This window comes from Moorena sp. SIO4A1 (assembly GCF_010672065.1).
Classification (GTDB): domain Bacteria; phylum Cyanobacteriota; class Cyanobacteriia; order Cyanobacteriales; family Coleofasciculaceae; genus Moorena.
Genome location: NZ_JAAHHX010000106.1, coordinates 1 through 15,901, shown reverse-complemented (window position 1 = coordinate 15,901; position 15,901 = coordinate 1). Strand labels below are relative to the sequence as shown.

Annotated in this window: 12 protein-coding genes, 1 other RNA gene and 2 pseudogenes; 4 read left to right on the top strand and 11 right to left on the bottom strand. The window is 44.2% G+C overall.

From position 1 onward, the window contains the following. Window positions 1–141: 141 nt before the first annotated feature. Window positions 142–849, bottom strand: a complete 708-nt coding sequence (locus F6K53_RS33335) for a Crp/Fnr family transcriptional regulator (protein WP_293038833.1) — start codon at window positions 847–849, stop codon at window positions 142–144. Window positions 850–1,207: 358 nt separating this feature from the next. Between F6K53_RS33335 and F6K53_RS33330 the strand changes: the two genes are divergently transcribed. Continuing rightward, on the top strand, window positions 1,208–2,530 hold the full coding sequence (locus F6K53_RS33330; RefSeq protein WP_293083679.1) for a hypothetical protein: 1,323 nt from the start codon (window positions 1,208–1,210) through the stop codon (window positions 2,528–2,530). A gap of 178 nt (window positions 2,531–2,708) precedes the next feature. On the opposite strand, the gene F6K53_RS33325 is transcribed toward F6K53_RS33330, so the two are convergent. Both F6K53_RS33325 and F6K53_RS46130 read right to left on the bottom strand, forming a co-directional pair. Further along, on the bottom strand, window positions 2,709–2,933 hold the full coding sequence (locus tag F6K53_RS33325; RefSeq protein ID WP_293038837.1) for a hypothetical protein: 225 nt from the start codon (window positions 2,931–2,933) through the stop codon (window positions 2,709–2,711). Next, a pseudogene (locus tag F6K53_RS46130) lies at window positions 2,899–2,997 on the bottom strand (RNA-guided endonuclease TnpB family protein); the annotation flags it as partial. The pseudogene F6K53_RS46130 and the gene F6K53_RS33325, both read right to left, overlap by 35 nt. A 977-nt stretch (window positions 2,998–3,974) precedes the next feature. On the opposite strand from F6K53_RS46130, the gene F6K53_RS33320 reads away from it, so the two are divergent. Further along, the gene (locus F6K53_RS33320; protein WP_293072222.1) at window positions 3,975–4,610 is read left to right on the top strand and encodes a sugar transferase; all 636 of its coding nucleotides are present in this window, start codon (window positions 3,975–3,977) and stop codon (window positions 4,608–4,610) included. A gap of 399 nt (window positions 4,611–5,009) precedes the next feature. Here the strand turns inward: F6K53_RS33320 and ssrA are convergent. The 5 genes and pseudogenes from ssrA to F6K53_RS33295 all read right to left on the bottom strand — a co-directional run bounded on the left by ssrA (window position 5,010) and on the right by F6K53_RS33295 (window position 9,109). Continuing rightward, window positions 5,010–5,401: a transfer-messenger RNA gene (gene ssrA, locus F6K53_RS33315) on the bottom strand. 160 nt (window positions 5,402–5,561) lie between these two features. Continuing rightward, complete coding sequence (locus F6K53_RS33310; RefSeq protein ID WP_293025167.1) at window positions 5,562–6,725, bottom strand: NDP-sugar synthase; 1,164 nt, start codon at window positions 6,723–6,725, stop codon at window positions 5,562–5,564. A gap of 271 nt (window positions 6,726–6,996) precedes the next feature. Further along, a complete protein-coding gene (locus tag F6K53_RS33305) occupies window positions 6,997–7,866 on the bottom strand; it encodes a segregation/condensation protein A (RefSeq protein ID WP_293038839.1) in 870 nt (289 codons plus the stop codon). A gap of 413 nt (window positions 7,867–8,279) precedes the next feature. Next, a pseudogene (tnpA, locus tag F6K53_RS33300) lies at window positions 8,280–8,679 on the bottom strand (IS200/IS605 family transposase). Between the two features lie 70 nt (window positions 8,680–8,749). Beyond that, the gene (locus F6K53_RS33295; protein WP_293083676.1) at window positions 8,750–9,109 is read right to left on the bottom strand and encodes a LapA family protein; all 360 of its coding nucleotides are present in this window, start codon (window positions 9,107–9,109) and stop codon (window positions 8,750–8,752) included. Window positions 9,110–9,396: 287 nt separating this feature from the next. Between F6K53_RS33295 and pdxH the strand changes: the two genes are divergently transcribed. After that, window positions 9,397–10,077, top strand: a complete 681-nt coding sequence (gene pdxH, locus F6K53_RS33290) for a pyridoxamine 5'-phosphate oxidase (RefSeq protein WP_366511383.1) — start codon at window positions 9,397–9,399, stop codon at window positions 10,075–10,077. 170 nt (window positions 10,078–10,247) lie between these two features. On the opposite strand, the gene F6K53_RS33285 is transcribed toward pdxH, so the two are convergent. The 3 genes from F6K53_RS33285 to F6K53_RS33275 all read right to left on the bottom strand — a co-directional run bounded on the left by F6K53_RS33285 (window position 10,248) and on the right by F6K53_RS33275 (window position 14,024). Continuing rightward, on the bottom strand, window positions 10,248–12,308 hold the full coding sequence (locus F6K53_RS33285; protein WP_293083673.1) for a DICT sensory domain-containing protein: 2,061 nt from the start codon (window positions 12,306–12,308) through the stop codon (window positions 10,248–10,250). Window positions 12,309–12,505: 197 nt separating this feature from the next. Next, window positions 12,506–13,285, bottom strand: a complete 780-nt coding sequence (locus F6K53_RS33280) for a photosystem II S4 domain protein (protein WP_293083671.1) — start codon at window positions 13,283–13,285, stop codon at window positions 12,506–12,508. A gap of 232 nt (window positions 13,286–13,517) precedes the next feature. After that, window positions 13,518–14,024, bottom strand: a complete 507-nt coding sequence (locus F6K53_RS33275; RefSeq protein ID WP_293083668.1) for a hypothetical protein — start codon at window positions 14,022–14,024, stop codon at window positions 13,518–13,520. Between the two features lie 361 nt (window positions 14,025–14,385). Between F6K53_RS33275 and serA the strand changes: the two genes are divergently transcribed. Continuing rightward, on the top strand, window positions 14,386–15,901 hold a 1,516-nt coding region (gene serA / locus F6K53_RS33270; RefSeq protein ID WP_293083666.1), incomplete at its 3' end, for a phosphoglycerate dehydrogenase.

The window sequence follows — 15,901 nt, the reverse complement described above, 5'->3', positions numbered from 1 at the left end:
GCAACCAAGCTTTGCTTCTTTGAAGGCTGAGCAGCATTACTACGACCGAATCTGGTTTACTCGTATTCGCTCGAAGCACTGCACCCCTTGATGACTGCCATTTTCCAAGATGTGTCAGGCAGTCAGCCTTATATCTCAAGACTAGATAATCATCTTTTCTAGAGCAGGCAGATCACAGATAAAAAGGGTATCCTGATCCCGCATGATCAAGCCTTTCTTCTCCAGCTTTGTCAGGACTCGTGTGACCGTCTCCCGCGCCAATCCACTAAGGCTACTTATCTCTCGATGAGGTAAGTTAGGAATCTCAGTTCCTCTTTGTTTCAATTTGCCTTGTCCTTCAGCTAGAAACAACAAGGTGTCTGCCACTCGTGAGGTACTATCTGACTCCCGCAAGCGTAGGCGTCGGTTAACCTGACGCAGACGCTTTGCCATCAACTGAGCTAAGTGGACACCAGCCAAAGGTTCCGTATGAATTAACTGGGTAAAATCCTGAGCGGGTATACTACCAATGGTTGTAGGGGTTAAGGTAATCACATCTGTTGAACGAGGTACTTCTTCTAACGCTGCCATTTCACCAAAGATTTCTCCTTTCCCAAGAATATTGAGGGTCACTTCCTTCCCATCCATGTTATAGGTGCGAATCTTTGCCCAACCATCTAAGATGAAATAGACAGACCCCCCCCAGTCATTCTCAAGTAAAATCACTCGATTTGCAGGATGGCTACGGGTAACCATATTAATAATGGCTTTTTTGACACTAGAATCTGGTAAGCCAGCAAAAAAAGGAGTGCTAGCCATCGAATCATGAACATTAGAGTTAACTTCAGATGAATTGTATCGGTCTTCCATGGGATCATGAGCGCTTCGTAAACACCTTGAATAGATAAATGATCCGCTGTCAAATCAAGTGAGTCAGGGAGTTTGCCTGTGTCAACTAAAAGAAGCCAATGAAGCAGATCTGCTTAACCTCACCACCTTTGGTAGACCAACGAAAATGACTGATGTGAGTGAAATTGCCTTGACAAACAAAGATTCTACTGGAGCTAAACTACTTGCAGTGAGCTGAGGTAGGCTAATTCTGGTAGAGGGCTTGGCAATAATCACATCGGGTAAGTACAGTTATTATGCTCCATGATGAACAATTTGTAATAGTTTGGTGACTCTGGCAATTTAACATTAGACACAGGGGGCTGACTCTCACTCCTGTATGACTCAATTTGTTCTCGTCAAGGGTTTCAAAGTGACTGCTCAAACCGACATTCAATCTCTGATTGCTGATATTGACCACATCCTCCATAAGCCTGACTTTCCTCTACCATGGTTCAAGTCTGGTGACCTAGCGGCTGCACACCAGGTTTTGCGGAAAGTTCGTAGCTACCTAGTTTCCCAACAGCAAAAGCTAGGGGTGGAATCGGACAATACAACTACTACAGTAACCCCATCTCAGACGGGAGTACCCACATCTGTTCAGGAGGGAGTGCAGCAAATCCTGCAAGCGGTTACTCAAGAAATGAACCTTCTACGTACCGATTTCACGAAACCATTGCAGGTAGAGTTGGAGGCTCTACAGCAACAGCGGGAGTCTCTGGTACGAGAAATTCAGCATTTGGAGAGTACCAAGCAGCAGCTGGATTACTATACCAAACAACAAACTGCAAATGTGCAGTTTGCTTCAGACTACTTATCACAAGGGCTAATCAACCGCCTTGTCGAAAGCTTGACCCAAAAGCTATCTCAAATTTTAGCGAATTGGGAAGCTCACTTAAAACAGAATCCCACTAGTGATGACTCAATCAACCGATTGCCTTCAAATCAGGACGAGATTGTTGCTGTAGCCCAAAGACAAAAGGTCATTGAGCAACTACAGCAGCTTCAAAAACAATCTGATCAACTCATACAGAATATAGATGTTAACCAGCGGTTGATTTTTGAGACCCTACACAGAGATCTTCAAGGTTACCAGGAGTCTTTATCTGAGGAACTTGAAAAAATGCACAGCTTAGGCATGCAGGGAGAAATGTTGTTTGCTGCCTTTGTGAATCGTCTAGCTCAGCAGTTAGGACGAGAAGCTTCAAGCGTATGGTCTTCCTCACAACAACCACCGGATGTACAGGTTCAAGTTGAGGATAAAGATAGCTTTCAATTACATCCGGAAACCTTATTGTCCAAAAACTCTCTGACTATGACTGAGGTGGTGTCTGACCGTTCGCGTAGCGTGGCCAAAGGCCAATCAGATTTGAATCAGGAACCACCAATGGATTGGTTAACAGGAGAGTTGCCTCAATCGTGGGGTATAGGATTGTCTGAAGAAAATACACCATTGCGTTCGCGTAGCGGCTCGTACCGAGCATCGCGTAGCGTGGCCTACGGCCAATCGCACTTAGCCGATGGTACCCCAGAGTCCCAGAAGACATCTCGAACCAATGACTCCCTTGACCATTCAGAAGCCATTGCTACTATTAATGCGTTGACAGATTTGTGTGAACAGATGGTTGACACTCCCCGGTCATTAGACGCGGGGATTAGTTAAGAATCCATAAACGAATCTTACAGGCGTAGTCAAAGCGCCCCTACTGAGTTCTGTCAGTCACTTCAATCCCAACAGTTCCCGCTACTTTTCTTGCAAAAATTATGCTTTCGAGGTACTACCACGCTTGCCAGTTCGGTACGCTCTGCGATCTGCAATTATTTACCCGTTCACAAGAGGATTAGCGCAATGTAATCGTTGTTCGCGTAGCGTGGCCTTTTGGCCAGGGTCGGTATCTTTCCGGTACTAGAGTCGCTTCATCACGTAGGCGTCTGCCTTTACTCACATCATCATTATTATACATTTTTTTTGACGGCAGTGCGAGGGATTGCTCGCACTGCCGTGTCGCGTTTCCTCCCGGAGACGAAACCTTAGAATAGTGCAGCCTTACAACAAAACCTGTCACCTTTAATGCATAGCCTACCAACTATAAAGGCTGCACTATTCTTGCGGAAACTTCTAACCCGCTTTAAAAAGACGGGGCTACCACGAGGGGCGCGTATTTCCTTGTTCGCGCAGCGGGGCGTCAGCCCTTAGCAATCCGTGGGACGCTGTTAATAGACTCGGATGAAGCGCGTCTGTTCTGTTTTCGGTAAATTCTTGAAAATTACTGCCAAGCTGGCAACATGGCTAAGCTATAGCCGTGTTTACTTATCTGTGATCTGAAATCCGCTTTTATAGCCCCCTTTTAGCCCAGTCAAGAGGGAAGTTGCGGCTAGATAAGTTTGGGTTTACCTGCCTTTCACCTAAGGCTTCGCCCCGTGACTTGATTATAAAGGAGGTTTTTAACCTGGATTTGGTCTCAGAGGTAGTCTTGACGGATGTCTACCTAGCAACTTAACATCAATTGGATTATCTTTACCTCTAATCATTTCCATTCATTGCTTGATTCATAATAGTGAACTATTATTACCAAAATTCAGACAGGAAGTCAATTAATTCAACCCCAATTCACAATTCCTTCACGAATTCGTCCCTAAAATGTTAAATTTCAATGAAATGATACAAAATATACTACTCCTTTTTTGACAAACCAAAATACTATAATCAGAGGCTTCGATTAAAAATTATTAATAAGGCGGTCAATAAAAATGACAAGGTCATCTACCTATATATAATTTACTTTTTTTGAAAAAATATCGACATTAGCGGGAACTTTTAAAGTTTTCAGCGGTCTGGTTAATAGACTATTTAGTTTACAACAAAGACTTTAGGGTTAGTGGGTGCCTACCAAATATTTTAAAAAATGGCAGGAGACTCTTCCGTAAAGTTTGGGCAAAAACTACCTAAGCAAGTTAGCTTACTTGAGCATAACTGTTCTATCAGCCTGGGGATTTCAAGCAATTATTCCGTCGTTTAATCAACTTTAGATAACTAATATAAACCCGTGATTATCTCCAAGTCTTCTGCTTATACCTCGGTTGATTCACAAATTTGGGATAAGAGAATCCCAAGTTGTTTATTTAAGCAAGAGGTTCATCAGTCTGCCAACAGTAATATCAAACGATTAATTGATATTATTGGAGCTTTGGTTGGATTATTAATTACCGTGAGCATTGCAATTCCCATTGCGATCGCTATCTCGATATTCGATCCCGGCCCATTATTTTATAGTCAGATCCGTTGTGGTCTAAATGGGAAACCCTTCCGAATCTGGAAATTCCGCTCAATGATTGTGGGTGCAGACAAACTCAAGCACTTAGTAGAAAACCAAGCTAAAGGTCATATATTCAAAAATGAAAATGATACCCGTATCAGTCGGATCGGAGGCTTTCTACGCCGCACCAGTCTTGATGAATTTCCCCAATTCTGGAACGTCTTGATCGGAGAGATGAGCCTAGTCGGAACTCGTCCTCCTACCTTTGATGAAGTCATGGGCTACAACCGCCATCACTACAAGCGTTTAAGAGTTAAACCTGGAATCACCGGTGAATGGCAAGTCAATGGTCGTTCAAAGGTGACTGACTTTGAAGATGTGGTTCTTATGGACTTGGATTACCAACATAAGTGGTCTATCGGCTACGACCTGAAGCTGATTCTGAAAACTATGATGGTAATCTTGAATAGGCATGGTGCTTATTAAGCTCAGTTTATAAGCTGTTAACCTAATACTACTAAATCTGGAGTATTAAATCGGGGTTGAACAGAATGCTTAAGCTAACCCAATCTACAATGTTTGATTGAGAATGTTTGATTGAGGTGGGGTTAGCTTAAGCCAATAAATACGTATCCTTAACATATTAATTAATTAATCACAGGATAACCACTGCTATTTTTAGCAGTCAAATTAATCCTATTTTGCCAAGATTTACCGAACCATGTTGATAACTGCTATAAACAGACCAATAAATACAGTGGAAGTATTGAATGGTGAGACAAGTTGAGGAATAATCACTTTCATGCTCCCTAGGAGAATAAAAATTAACGTTGATGTACCGGGATAAATCCAGGAAATCAATCTTAATAGGTCATATTTATTTTTTAATGGAGCCTACGGGAATTGAACCCGTGTCCGCCCTGGTTATTTACTTATCGCTCATTCACAGGCATAGCCCCTTTAACCCTCGGAGCGGGGATCATCCCTTATCCCGGATGACAGGATGCTTTGGTGAAGTCTTAGCTAGCAAACCGACCAAAGACAGCTTACTAGAGCATCCGTTGGGGTTAAGTCCGTAGTCCTTAACGGAGTCAAACTACAGACGCTCGAACCTGTTTATAGGTGTTTAGGCAACAGCAGGTGCAGCCTTACGAGCAAAAGGAACGATGTTGTTCGCAGTTACAATTTTTTTGAGTCCGGTATTTGCGAGAGAAGACTCACTCTCGACCTGAATCACGGGTCAGCTTTCACCAACACGTCGAAACCATTAAGGCCCCTTGCAGTTATCTGTTTTCTCTATTATAGTCAATATTTCAAAGTAGCAACTACCAAATACACATGATCCTCTTGTGTGATACCCAATTGCAAAATTTCTTTAACACTGTTTAGCTGGGTAAATCCCCGCCTTGTATCAGGACGGGGGTTTACGTGAACCTCTTAACTCTTGCTGCTTAGGATTTCTTCGATCGCTTGTCGTTCTGCTGGTTCAGTGACAGGCAAACTCTGGCGGGTATCAGTAATCAGCCAATCTAGGGCTGCCGCCTGAACATCAATAGCCGCACCAGTCTTATCAACACAATAGCGTCCAAACACTAGCTTATCCACTAGACGTACTCCGGCTCCAAGGCGAGAATATTCAAAAATTACGCTATTCTCAACGGTTGCTCCGCTACAGATCCAGCAATTGGGACCAATCATAGTTGGTCCGATAATCTTTGCCCCATCTTCGATGTGGGTCATAGCACCAATGTAAACCGGACCTTTGATATCTACTTTGTCCCAATTCACCGCCACATTTAAGCCAGTATAGATTCCGGGAGCGACTTCTTTGCCGGGAATCGGTACATTGTTGATTTCTCCAAGCAGTACACCTCGAACAGCTCGCCAGTAATCTGGCACTTTACCAATATCAACCCACTGGAAATCCATTGGCACCGCATAGAAAGGAGCCCCCGTTTCCACAAGTTTGGGAAATAGTTCGCCGCCAATGTCATATTCCTGACCAGAGGGGATATATTTAAAGATTTCTGGCTCAAAAATGTAAATTCCTGTGTTGATATTGGTACTGAGGGCTTCCTCCACTGAGGGTTTTTCTTGGAAAGCTTTGATTCGACCACTTTCATCTGTAACTACGACACCGTAGCTAGAAACCTGTTCTCGTGGTACAGGTTTTGCCACTAGGGTAGCAATTGCTCCCTTTTCTTTATGGAACTTAAGTGCTTCGGTCAAGTCCAGGTCAATCAGGGCATCACCACAGAGCACCACAAATGTATCATCAAAGAAGGGATAAAAGTCCTGGATCTTACGCATGCCACCAGCTGAGCCGAGGGCTTCCCCAACCAGTTGACCATCGACAATGCGACCTTCAAAGGAATAAGAAATTTCAACGCCAAAGCGTTGCCCATCTCGGAAATAGCTTTCAATTTCGTTAGCCAAGTGAGAGACGTTGACCACAATTTGGTTGAAGCCATGTTGTCGTAATAGTTCTAGTAAAAACTCCATTACTGGTTTTTGCAGGATGGGAATCAATGGCTTGGGAATAGTGTAAGTGATAGGGCGAACGCGAGTTCCCTTGCCAGCTGCCAGAATCATGGCTTTCATGTATCTTTTCTCCTTAAACTAAATCCATAGAGGTTGATGTGGGCAATTGAGTACGATTCTAACTAGTCCTTGAACTCTCACCCACTATTAGCACAAGGCACTAAAGTCCCTAACTTGTTTTCATCATTGCTGCTATTACACAGCGGACTTGCAAGCTGCGATTTTCTTTAACCTATGCTTTGAGTGATGCTTTAAGTGACCCCAGCTGAGAATTCCTGGTTTCCTGACAAGGCTAGTTGATTTTACAACCCCCCGCTTTTAAGCGTGGGGTTCATGACTCCAATTTACGGATTTTTAGATCTTGGTAGAATTCCTCTTGGCATAACTCAACCTTAGACTGAGCAGATAACAATAGCAGTCCCCAGAAAACACTAACTCTGTCCCCTATTGGTGATTCAATAGGAGTGATTGCTGTTTCTGTGTCAGCTTTTCCCGACATCTTGGCTGTTCCGAGTTTATCCTCCTGGTAAGAAGAACCAACGGAAGTTGATGCAACAGATGATGGGGATAACGTCCACCACTCTAACAACTGATTTAAATTCAGCCAATCTTTGTCTGCCGCTAGCTCATACCAGTAGCGGCATAGAAATTCCTCCAGCCGTGTGGCAATCTCGGTCAGGTTTTCATCGTGAGCTAGATGGGCAATACGAGCTGCCTGACTACGGGCACTAGAGCGAGTCCCTTTTTTAGGGGAAGGTAAGGGGTTTTCACCCAGTTGGGCTGCCATCTCCTGCAACTGTTGAATTAGCTCTGGCAGGGTTACTGGGCGTCTTTTAGGGGGTCGGGCAGCAGAGCGACGGCGTAGATGACGTTCTAGATTGCGAGGCAAACCTCTATCTCCCCTGCCACCAATTTCCTCGGACTCATCGAGTTCTTCGGATTCCTCTAACTCCTCCGGTTCTTCTAAACGTTCCAAGGTATCGGCTTTCAGTAGAACTAGCATGGATGCCCATAGAAACGCTTGCCCAGACTGAGACAAGTCCGTGTCACGGTATCCAAGTTCTGGATCACTGTCTAATGCCAGTGTACTTAGATAGCGGTCAATGACATCAATTACCTGAACATCCCATGGGTCAATTTCTCCCCGCTGTGCCACATCAATGAGAATAGCGATCGCTTCGGTAGCAGGTGTTGTAGTCATCTATAGGATCAAGTCAATAGACTAAAGATATATAGCCATGTCTTGTTTGATACTGTTGGTCAATTAACTGACAGCAGGACTTACACAAAACTGGGCACCAAACGCTATAAGCTATAAGTAGTAGGGTGACTCTACAAGTAAAGTTATTCCGGAAGTCCTGTAAGGGGTGACATCAAGTCCGGTAGCATCGATATTGTTATGATTTGGAGGGAGGACAAATAGGAGAACGAAAATCAGGAAGCGTAAATTTTACCTCTTGAATTTTCACTGTTGTAGAGACCTTGAATACAACCTCTGAAACAAACAGGATTTATCTGAACAGACACCATAAATTGGCTATTTTTCGGCATTATTAAATGGTAGCAGTTATATTCGTCTATGGGCAGTAAAGTTTACTGATCAAATAGAGCAACTTACTGGCGCTGTTGGTCTTGTATGTACTTCTTAATAACTTCGATAGACCCACCGAAACGGGACAAACGCTCATAGCTTTTATTCCAAAGCGTAGGCAGTCTAGAGCGAAGTTGGGGGAATTATTTTCTGAGATATATAGAAGACATCCCTTTAATGTTTGACTGCTTTATAAACTCCAAACTCAGGGTTAACTTCCATAGCCAGATGTACATGGTCGGCCATTACTTCCATCTCTATAATTTCAAGGTCCATGTTCCTGCAAGCTTCTCTAATTAACTCTTTGAGCCTGGTCTCAAGGTTGCCTGTAAGAACTTTTCGTATGTTGTACTTAGGGCACCATAAAACATGGTAATTACAAGAGTAAACAACATTGTTGTTAGACTTATATTGCTTAGGCATTGAATCCTATAGCCTATAGGGGAGATTCAGTTCCTTGACATTTTCCCAATCCCCAATGGCAATCCCAAAATTAGTCTAATAGTGGATTATCTGACAATGGGTCAGATGCCGATAAAAGCAACTGTTTCTGTTCAATCTCAATTTTGTATTGTTGAATGTCGTCTTCTAATTGTCTAATCTGTTCATCCTTCGAGCGTATCTGCCCAACCATCTTACGAGTTCCTATAAAATTGATAAATCGCGTCCACAAGTTGAATAACCAGGCTATTACTGCTCCAAGCCACATGGCTATAATCAGTGCAATCGCCAAGGGAGCCTTAACCTGGATACCATCAATAATCCTAATGGAAACAGATTGGGTATTTTCCAAGCCAAATAAGACTAGTGCCAGACATAGAGCGAAAATCAGCAAAAAATTAATCTGTCGCATCAGCTTAATCCAAAACCGTTGCAGTTGCTTCCTACTTCTACAACAGATAACACGAAAAATCGGCTTTTTTAACTTGCCGATTACTGGAACGTGCACAGGTGTCCCAACGCCCACAGGTCAAGGACATCTACTTGGCACGGTGATCAACTGAACTTTTTATCTGTTCTCCCCCCGCTGTTTTGGGGGCTGGGGGGATCTTCCATTAGCTCAAGTTATGACTTTGTGCAGTATAGCAGCAGTTGGAGTTCGCTTCAAGCCTAAACCTGCTTGCATGGGAGGTGTAGGAGATGCCACCAAAACTGGTCAATTGTAAGGCAAGAAACATGAATACTAGAGTAGCTGATTTACGTAAGGATTACACATTGAAGGGTTTGAGTGAAACCGATGTCCACCCAAATCCTTTCGAGCAATTCAAAATTTGGTTTGACCAGGCAGTGGCTGCCCAATTGCCAGAACCGAATGCCATGACTATAGCGACAGCAACACCCGATGGCAAACCTTCCGCCCGGATGGTACTGCTGAAAGGCTACGATCAGCGGGGGTTTGTCTTTTACACTAATTATGACAGTAATAAGGGGCAGCAGTTAATCGAGAATCCTTGGGCTGCCATCACGTTTTGGTGGGCTGAGTTAGAACGACAGGTACGGATTGAGGGGCGAGTCGAGAAGCTAACAGCCGCTGAGTCTGATGCTTATTTTAACAGCCGTCCCAAGGGTTCTCAGTTGGGGGCTTGGGTGTCAGATCAAAGTCAAGTTATTCCTAGTCGTGAGGTGTTGGAGCAACGGCTACAGCAACTGAACCAAGACTATGAAAATAAAGAGGTATCTCGTCCACCGCACTGGGGAGGGTTCCGGGTAATTCCATCAGAAATTGAGTTTTGGCAGGGACGTCCCAGTCGGCTCCACGATCGGTTGCTGTACAATGGTGGTGAGGATGGGGATTGGGTGATTAAACGATTGTCCCCTTAGTGAGCTGGTCTTCATTGTCTTGATGCAAAGCGCGAGTGGTTTGGGTTCTGTGTACGGAACCTGCGTTGGTAGTGCTAAAGATCTAGTGATTCGGCTAGGGTCTGGTCAAGGTAACAGGAGCTAAAATCACTACTTTTGTACCATCCCAAACTTTCATTATCTCGAATCCCCTAACGTTTACGCCGAGCTTTTGAGTGCTTTGATTTTGGAGTTTGGATAATGGGAACAGTAAAGTAAAACTGAGAACCTTGGTCTTTGCCAGCTGAATTTGCCCAAATTTTACCGCCCCAGCCTTTGACAATTTGGCGACAAATTGCTAAACCTAGCCCTGTTCCCCCAGTAGTTCGCCGCAGAGCACCTTCTTCTTGATAGAAGCGGTCAAAAACAGCTTCCAGCCGATTGGGTTCAATACCACGTCCAGAATCTTCGATAATAACTACTATCATGGAATTGTCCAGTGTTTGGATACTTATAGTTACTTCTCCTTGTGGGCTGGTAAATTTGCAGGCATTATCGAGAAGTCTAGCTAGAGTTTCAACTAGCCACTCCCCGTCGGCTTTGACTAATGGAAGGTTCTCTGGAACTTGAACCGATAAACTAGGTCGTTCATCTTCAGAACGGCGAGCGCAAACATTACTCAGGGAAAGGTCAATGCACTCTCTTAGGGAGAGGGATTCTGGGTGCCATTCCACACGACCACTTTCTAAGCGAGAAAGAGTAAGGAAGTCCTGAATCAGTTTCCGCATTCGTTCGGCGTCAGCGAGGGCAGTATTGAGCATCACCTGACGCAATTCTAGGGACATATCTGGCTCACTAGCTAGACTCTCAAGACATACTTGAATTGTGGAGAGAGGAGTGCGCAGTTCATGACCTGTAATCGCTACTAAATTGCTACGGGTGCGGTCAAGAGCTTCTAGCTGCTGATTCAAATCTTCTAGGTTGGCGTAGGCTTCGGCTTGAATCAAAGCTACACCGACTTGAGTTGCGATCGCATCCACTAAGGCTAACTCATCCTTTTCCCATTGATAAGGTTGGGAACCACAATGATGTATATCTAACATGCCCAATAACTGACCCTGATACAGCACTGGTACTTTCAGCCAAGAGCGAATGGCAAGCTCTTGGACTAGATTGTGCAAGGTTTTTGATCGTCGATTACCAGTTTTATTTCTGGAATTAGTACCGTTAATCCGAGGATCTGTCTGGGTGTCTTCTACATAAATCCGTTCTCCACTCTGGACAACCTCTTGGAATAGGCAATTGTCTTGCAATGGCCATATTTTTCCTAGTGTGGGCACTAATGGTTCATCTCCCTGACTAGAGGGCTTTAAGAACTCATGATTGATGATAGTAGTGGTATCTGTTGCTTTACAGCGATAAATTAGACACCGTGATGCTTCAAGGGCTTTACCCAACTCTTGCACAGCCACTTCAAGAATGGCATTGGGGTCAAGGGATCGCCTAATGGCGTTGGAAATAGAATTGATCAGAGATTCTTTCTTGCCCTGAGCAGCAATGGAGCGATAGGCTTTGAGCAATTTATACTGACCTGCCTGTAGGTAAGTCACCAAACGCTGGACAAAAGGATCAGAATTGGCGGAACTTTGAGCTTGGTCGAGAAGGGATAGATTACTGGTGGAGTTTTGGGTTAATCGAGGACTAACTACTAATGAATCGTCTAAATACTGAGATTTTGCCTGTTCAATCTTAGCGGCTAGTTCAGGTCGGTAAATTTGAATGCGATTGAGTAATATCTCAGCTGCTTTTTTACTCACCGTCCGGTCAAATGTCCAGATTCCTTCAAAACGTCGGGATGAGTCCATTTCCCCATTGGTAACCTCTAGTATTGGTGAGGGTCGTTCTTGACAAATCAAACAGTTTGTGTAGCTTTGCCCAATAACTACCAAATGCCATTCTTGAGAGAGGGTATCGTTGGGTTCAAATGCCACGGTTTCGTGATACTCTGAACTACTCTTAAATTCTGTTTCCGGTGCTGCTAGTACATAGACTTGGGGGGTCTGTTGAGCAATGCGTCGATATCGATGAGCTTCCTGACGGTAGAAACGCTCTCGCTGGAAGCTAGCAATGACCAACGGCTGCTCTGAGCCAGCTAATACCTGATCTTCCATGGCATGGGAAAGTGCGGTCAAAGAAGACTTAAAGTACACCTGTGACCGCAGTATAGGTATAGCTTGCAGTAAGCTTTGCAGCACGGAAGTCGTAATAATCATTAATAAATTTTCATCACAAATGCTAGGTATTGTAGAAACCCCAGCTATGGGCGACGGGGAACGAAAAACCAGTCAGGCTCTTTAGTCCCAGTCAGGGTATGGGGTGCTGACAACCTATAGACTTTTATGTGTACCTTTCTCAATTTATCTTATACACAGGGGATTGAACACAGCGAATGGTGAAGCCTCACTCTGTTTCAGATGTATCGCGTTAATTCAACCCGATATCGTTGTTTTTTAGTAATAGAGACATCCCCAACCTCCAAGCGTCCTTTACCGCGAATGGCAATCAAATCTCCAGATTTGACTGTATAGCTAGATTGTTTGACCTCTTTCCAGTTAACCCGCACATCCCCAGTGGTAATGAAATCCACCATCTTACTGCGGGACATACCAAACCCAGCCGATGCGATCGCATCTAGACGCATGGAAGCTTCTGTTGTTGTTCTGAGTTTCTTTTTCGGCTCCTTAACCTTGAGTTCACTCAAATCAATCCTTTGAGTTTTGACAGGTACCGAACGCACCTGATTTAAATTCAGCTCCAGAAACTCTACCAACTCTGGTACGACAATCACCTGAGCACCTCGCTCTCCCAAGACAATAATGTCCCCAATCTTCTCTCGCACCAATCCAGTGCCCAGAATTGCTCCCAAGAAATCCCGGTGAGTTGCCGTATCAAACAAAAAATTCCCAGCAATATCCAAACCCACCACCTCTACCTGAGATTGATCCAGAGGCAATTCCTCACGGGCGATCCCTAACCGTTGCCGTTCCGCCTGAGGATATCCTCCCCAAGCCAGCAATTGCACCTCTGTCAACCGTTCAAACTGCTGAGCAACCTCTACCAAAACTGGCGGTGATAGAAAATCAGTCAATACGACCTCCCAAGTCTTAATTGCTTGATCAGCTTGATCAATCACACGAGCCACATCTTCTCGATTCTCTACACTTTTTAAAAGTTCTTCTCTAGGTAGCATTCCTAATAGCTTGTTAAAGACTTTTGATTTTAAATAATTATTTCCTCAAATTGTAATTAGGATTTAGCAATAGGTAATTCGTTTCTTTTACCATCTATTTCCCATTACTAACTATACAATTTATCTTTATTAACTTTTATTAATTTTTATTGACATTTAGGCTTAGTTACTTCCCACTTTTTGTCCCTTTGGGATTTTTACCACCAAAATAATTGCGCAACCCTTAAATAGTCTAGAGGAACTCATACCTTTGAATAGTCTCCGGCTGAAACTGACGCATAATTTTAGTACCTAGCTCTGTCAAACTCTCGGATCCCTGAACAACAATTAAGTATTTTCCCTGATTCAGACGGTTCCGATAAGGCAGTGCATCACCACTACCAACACTCAAACCAACCCCACCTCCAACGAAAACGCTACCCATTGCTGCTGCGATCGCACCAAATACCCCTCCCAGGAGATGGTTAGCAATTTCACTAGAGAAGCCAAACAGTTTTATTTCAGTTAGCACATTGAATAGATAACCCGCCGCAAAGCCAAAGGGAATCAACCAATATGCCATTTGTCGGGCTCCCTTGATTCCCTGTTGTTTGGGGTCAATGAATCCAAACTCATCAGCACTTTTATATCCTCTACCCAAGATACTTACTCGATCCATAGGTAACTCTTCTTTTTCCAAAGCAGTATAAGCTTCTTCTGCCTTAATGCGGTTGGGGAATACAGCAATCACATATTTCATCGCCACTTGTGCTGATTATGTACATGTAAAGTTTACTTGAACTCTTGCTTGAGCTCCTTTTGATCCCCCGCCTCAAGCACAGGGGTTTTCAACAGTTAGAGTTTTGAGAAATTTTCCATCAAAGATGGGGGAAACTTAAAATCTTTTAGATCACTAGCGATCCAGGGATACCTTTGCCGTTAAGATAGCATACTGCGGTCAGAGCTACTGAATGTGAACAAATCGACCTGTTCAACTACATTTCCTTGTAGTTAAGTGCTATTTGATGATGGTTCATCTCTAGTACTCTTGGGGTTGATCTGAGTTTCTCATGGCATAGCTCCAGCACCGTGTGTATAGCCCATTAACCTATCTCCTGGTCATGTCTAAGGTTCTTGTTTCTGACTCAATTGATCAAGCTGGTATTGATATCCTTTCCCAAGTTGCTCAGGTTGATTTCAATCCGAATCTATCACCGGAAGAACTATTGACAATTATTCCAGACTATGATGCTCTGATGATTCGCTCTGGCACCCGCGTTACCCAAGAGGTAATTGAGGCGGGCAAGCAACTCAAGATCATCGGTCGTGCTGGTGTTGGGGTTGATAATGTCGATATCCCAGCAGCAACTCGTCATGGGATTGTAGTGGTTAACTCTCCGGAAGGGAATACTATAGCCGCAGCCGAACATGCCCTGGCAATGATGCTAGCCCTATCTCGCCATATCTCCGATGCCAATCAGTCAGTTAAAAGCAATAAGTGGCAGCGTAAGCTTTTTATTGGCACAGAAGTTTACAAAAAAACCCTTGGTGTAGTTGGCTTGGGTAAAATTGGCTCCCATGTAGCAACTGTCGCCCGAGCAATGGGAATGAAGTTGCTGGGCTATGACCCCTTCATTTCGGTAGAACGGGCCGAACAGCTAGGCTGTCGTTTAGTCGAGATGGATTTGCTGTTGCGCGAGTCTGATTACATCACACTCCATATCCCGAAAACTCCAGAAACCGCTCATCTGATTAATGACGAAGCCATTGCTAAGATGAAGCCGACTGCCCGAATTATCAACTGTGCCAGAGGAGGCATTATTGATGAAGAAGCCCTGGCTAAGGCACTCAAAGAGGGTAAGATTGCTGGTGCAGCATTGGATGTTTATGAATCAGAACCACTAGGAGAATCCCCCTTGCGTGAATTGGGGAAAGAAATCGTTCTGACCCCCCACCTAGGGGCATCTACCACAGAAGCCCAAGTTAATGTTGCTGTTGATGTAGCCGAACAAATTCGGGATGTCCTCTTAGGCTTACCCGCCCGTTCAGCAGTTAATATTCCTGGATTGTCACCCAATGTGATTGAAAAACTCAGACCATACATGGAGTTGGCAGAAACTCTGGGTAACCTAGTTGCTCAACTGGCGGGGGGACGCATTGAATTACTTGATGTCCGATTACAGGGAGAGTTAGCTACCAATGAAAGCCAGCCCTTAGTGGTTGCTGCCCTCAAAGGCTTACTTTCCCAGGCACTGCGAGAGCGGGTAAACTATGTCAATGCATCCATTGAGGCAAAAGAGCGGGGCATTCGGGTAATTGAAACCAGGGATGCTTCGATGCGAGACTATTCTGGGTCCATACATCTATCAGCCACCGGTTCGATGGGGAAACATTCTGTAACGGGTGCTCTGTTGAATGATGGGGAAATCCACATTACCAGTATCGACGAATTCCCGATTAATGTTCCTCCCACTCACTATATGCTGTTTACCGTACACCGGGATATGCCGGGAATTATTGGTAAAATTGGCTCTCTACTGGGTAGTTTTAATGTCAATATTGCCAGTATGCAGGTGGGTCGTAAAATTGTGCGGGGTGACGCAGTTATGGTGCTTAGTATAGATGACCCCTTACCGG